This window comes from Xanthomonas hortorum, assembly GCF_040279205.1.
Taxonomy (GTDB): domain Bacteria; phylum Pseudomonadota; class Gammaproteobacteria; order Xanthomonadales; family Xanthomonadaceae; genus Xanthomonas; species Xanthomonas hortorum_F.
Genome location: NZ_JBEOLS010000157.1, coordinates 1 through 2,902, shown reverse-complemented (window position 1 = coordinate 2,902; position 2,902 = coordinate 1). Strand labels below are relative to the sequence as shown.

Sequence of the window (2,902 nt, the reverse complement as noted above, 5' to 3'; positions counted from 1 at the left end):
GGGGGGGGGGGGGGGGGGGGGGGGGGGGGGGGGGGGGGGGGGGGGGGGGGGGGGGGGGGGGGGGGGGGGGGGGGGGGGGGGGGGGGGGGGGGGGGGGGGGGGGGGGGGGGGGGGGGGGGGGGGGGGGGCGGGATGGACCTTGACGCTGGTGGAGTCCAGCGAGACTGCTTCGATTTTGATGCGCACGATCTGGGATTTCTGCAATTGGGCGAACATCCGGTCCAGCACACCCGCCTTGGCCCAACGGTTCATGCGCGTGTAGATCTACACGCGCATGAACCGTTGGGCCAAGGCGGGTGTGCTGGACCGGATGTTCGCCCAATTGCAGAAATCCCAGATCGTGCGCATCAAAATCGAAGCAGTCTCGCTGGACTCCACCAGCGTCAAGGTGCATCCCGATCGAACACTGCCTGCCGGCGCAGCGCGGCAATGTCAGCATGACCAACCTGCAAGTGGTCAACGCCATCCTTTACGTTGCCGAGCATGGCTGCAAATGGCGCGGCCTACCCAAGCGCTTTGGCAACTGGCATACGGTCTACACGTACAAGCGGCGCAACGAAGTGGAGAGACTGTTCCGTCGCTTGAAAGGCTACCGCCGGATTTTCTCGCGCTTCGACAAGCTGGATGTCATGTTCCTTGGATTCCTCAGCTTCGTCCTAGTCGTTGATGGGCTTCGGATGTGTTAACAGGCCCTATTCCGTCGCTTGAAAGGCTACCGCCGGATTTTCTCGCGCTTCGAGAAGCTGGATGTCATGTTCCTTGGATTCCTCAGCTTCGTCCTAGTCGTTGATGGGCTTCGGATGTGTTAACAGGCCCTAGTTGATGGTGGCTGGGTGCCCAGCTCATGGTCGCTTGGCCCCGGGCGCACGCCATATACAGCGCCTGTCGGATGTCGGCTCGGCCTCCGCCAATCCCCCGTTTACCTCGCATCGCGCCGCTGTCGCGCGAGAGCGGGGCAACGCCAACCAATCGGGAGATCTGCTTTCCGCTGAGCGTCCCAAGCTCTGGTAACCGGCACGCCAGCACGGCCAGCAGCACCGGACACTGTTCCGTCGCTTGAAAGGCTACCGCCGGATTTTCTCGCGCTTCGACAAGCTGGATGTCATGTTCCTTGGATTCCTCAGCTTCGTCCTAGTCGTTGATGGGCTTCGGATGTGTTAACAGGCCCTAGTTGATGGTGGCTGGGTGCCCAGCTCATGGTCGCTTGGCCCCGGGCGCAGTCCGGTGCTGCTGGCCGTGCTGGCGTGCCGGTTACCAGAGCTTGGGACGCTCAGCGGAAAGCAGATCTCCCGATTGGTTGGCGTTGCCCCGCTCTCGCGCGACAGCGGCGCGATGCGAGGTAAACGCGGGATTGGCGGAGGCCGAGCCGACATCCGACAGGCGCTGTATATGGCGGTCCGGTGCTGCTGGCCGTGCTGGCGTGCCGGTTACCAGAGCTTGGGAGGCTCAGCGGAAAGCAGATCTCCCGATTGGTTGGCGTTGCCCCGCTCTCGCGCGACAGCGGCGCGATGCGAGGTAAACGGGGGATTGGCGGAGGCCGAGCCGACATCCGACAGGCGCTGTATATGGCGTTGCCGAGCATGGCTGCAAATGGCGCGGCCTACCCAAGCGCTTTGGCAACTGGCATACGGTCTACACACGCATGAACCGTTGGGCCAAGGCGGGTGTGCTGGACCGGATGTTCGCCCAATTGCAGAAGTCCCAGATCGTGCGCATCAAAATCGAAGCAGTCTCGCTGGACTCCACCAGCGTCAAGGTTCCCAGATCGTGCGCATCAAAATCGAAGCAGTCTCGCTGGACTCCACCAGCGTCAAGGTGCATCCCGATGGCACGGGTGCATTAAAAAAAACGGCCCGCAGGCCGTCGGCAAGTCCCGCGGTGGATGGAACACCAAGATTCATATGGTTGCCGCAGATGCTCAAACAGCCATCACCTTTGGATTGACACCTTGACGCTGGTGGAGTCCAGCGAGACTGCTTCGATTTTGATGCGCACGATCTGGGATTTCTGCAATTGGGCGAACATCCGGTCCAGCACACCCGCCTTGGCCCAACGGTTCATGCGTGTGTAGACCGTATGCCAGTTGCCAAAGCGCTTGGGTAGGCCGCGCCATTTGCAGCCATGCTCGGCAACGGCGCAGCGCGGCAATGTCAGCATGACCAACCTGCAAGTGGTCAACGCCATCCTTTACGTTGCCGAGCATGGCTGCAAATGGCGCGGCCTACCCAAGCGCTTTGGCAACTGGCATACGGTCTACACACGCATGAACCGTTGGGCCAAGGCGGGTGTGCTGGACCGGATGTTCGCCCAATTGCAGAAGTCAATCCAAAGGTGATGGCTGTTCGAGCATCTGCGGCAACCGTATGAATCTTGGTGTTCCATCCTCCGCGGGACTTGCCGACGGCCTGCGGGCCGTTTTTTTTAATGCACCCGTGCCATCGGGATGCACCTTGACGCTGGTGGAGTCCAGCGAGACTGCTTCGATTTTGATGCGCACGATCTGGGATTTCTGTCTACACGCGCATGAACCGTTGGGCCAAGGCGGGTGTGCTGGACCGGATGTTCGCCCAATTGCAGAAATCCCAGATCGTGCGCATCAAAATCGAAGCAGTCTCGCTGGACTCCACCAGCGTCAAGGTGCATCCCGATGGCACGGGTGCATTAAAAAAAACGGCCCGCAGGCCGTCGGCAAGTCCCGCGGTGGATGTCTACACACGCATGAACCGTTGGGCCAAGGCGGGTGTGCTGGACCGGATGTTCGCCCAATTGCAGAAGTCCCAGATCGTGCGCATCAAAATCGAAGCAGTCTCGCTGGACTCCACCAGCGTCAAGGTGCATCCCGATGGCACGGGTGCATTAAAAAAAACGGCCCGCAGGCCGTCGGCAAGTCCCGCGGTGGATG

The 2,902-nt window shown here is 61.4% G+C and carries 14 pseudogenes; 10 read left to right on the top strand and 4 right to left on the bottom strand.

Annotation, left to right across the window (positions count from 1 at the left end):
• Positions 1-129 precede the first annotated feature (129 nt).
• A pseudogene (locus ABS769_RS22680) lies at positions 130-264 on the bottom strand (IS5-like element ISCARN85 family transposase); the annotation flags it as partial.
• Between ABS769_RS22680 and ABS769_RS22810 the strand changes: the two are divergent.
• From ABS769_RS22810 to ABS769_RS22670, 3 pseudogenes are all read left to right on the top strand, one after another.
• Positions 263-400: pseudogene (locus ABS769_RS22810) on the top strand (IS5-like element ISCARN85 family transposase); the annotation flags it as partial. The pseudogenes ABS769_RS22680 and ABS769_RS22810 sit on opposite strands and share 2 nt — an antisense overlap.
• Positions 393-543: pseudogene (locus tag ABS769_RS22805) on the top strand (transposase); the annotation flags it as partial. The pseudogenes ABS769_RS22810 and ABS769_RS22805, both read left to right, overlap by 8 nt.
• A gap of 143 nt (positions 544-686) precedes the next feature.
• Positions 687-809, top strand: a pseudogene (locus ABS769_RS22670) (IS5-like element ISCARN85 family transposase); the annotation flags it as partial.
• 58 nt (positions 810-867) lie between these two features.
• Here ABS769_RS22670 and ABS769_RS22665 read toward each other — a convergent pair.
• Positions 868-1,041: pseudogene (locus tag ABS769_RS22665) on the bottom strand (transposase); the annotation flags it as partial.
• Positions 1,042-1,044: 3 nt separating this feature from the next.
• On the opposite strand from ABS769_RS22665, the pseudogene ABS769_RS22660 reads away from it, so the two are divergent.
• From ABS769_RS22660 to ABS769_RS22645, 4 pseudogenes are all read left to right on the top strand, one after another.
• Positions 1,045-1,161 (top strand): annotated as a pseudogene (locus ABS769_RS22660) (IS5-like element ISCARN85 family transposase); the annotation flags it as partial.
• Between the two features lie 24 nt (positions 1,162-1,185).
• A pseudogene (locus ABS769_RS22800) lies at positions 1,186-1,353 on the top strand (hypothetical protein); the annotation flags it as partial.
• Positions 1,354-1,394: 41 nt separating this feature from the next.
• Positions 1,395-1,580: pseudogene (locus ABS769_RS22650) on the top strand (transposase); the annotation flags it as partial.
• Positions 1,559-1,949: pseudogene (locus ABS769_RS22645) on the top strand (transposase); the annotation flags it as partial. The pseudogenes ABS769_RS22650 and ABS769_RS22645, both read left to right, overlap by 22 nt.
• Here ABS769_RS22645 and ABS769_RS22795 read toward each other — a convergent pair.
• Positions 1,945-2,133: pseudogene (locus ABS769_RS22795) on the bottom strand (transposase); the annotation flags it as partial. The pseudogenes ABS769_RS22645 and ABS769_RS22795 sit on opposite strands and share 5 nt — an antisense overlap.
• On the opposite strand from ABS769_RS22795, the pseudogene ABS769_RS22635 reads away from it, so the two are divergent.
• Positions 2,096-2,317, top strand: a pseudogene (locus ABS769_RS22635) (transposase); the annotation flags it as partial. The pseudogenes ABS769_RS22795 and ABS769_RS22635 sit on opposite strands and share 38 nt — an antisense overlap.
• Position 2,318: 1 nt before the next feature.
• Here the strand turns inward: ABS769_RS22635 and ABS769_RS22630 are convergent.
• Positions 2,319-2,512: pseudogene (locus tag ABS769_RS22630) on the bottom strand (IS5-like element ISCARN85 family transposase); the annotation flags it as partial.
• Here ABS769_RS22630 and ABS769_RS22625 point away from each other — a divergent pair.
• Both ABS769_RS22625 and ABS769_RS22620 read left to right on the top strand, forming a co-directional pair.
• A pseudogene (locus tag ABS769_RS22625) lies at positions 2,509-2,705 on the top strand (IS5-like element ISCARN85 family transposase); the annotation flags it as partial. The pseudogenes ABS769_RS22630 and ABS769_RS22625 sit on opposite strands and share 4 nt — an antisense overlap.
• Before the next feature lies 1 nt (position 2,706).
• A pseudogene (locus ABS769_RS22620) lies at positions 2,707-2,902 on the top strand (IS5-like element ISCARN85 family transposase); the annotation flags it as partial.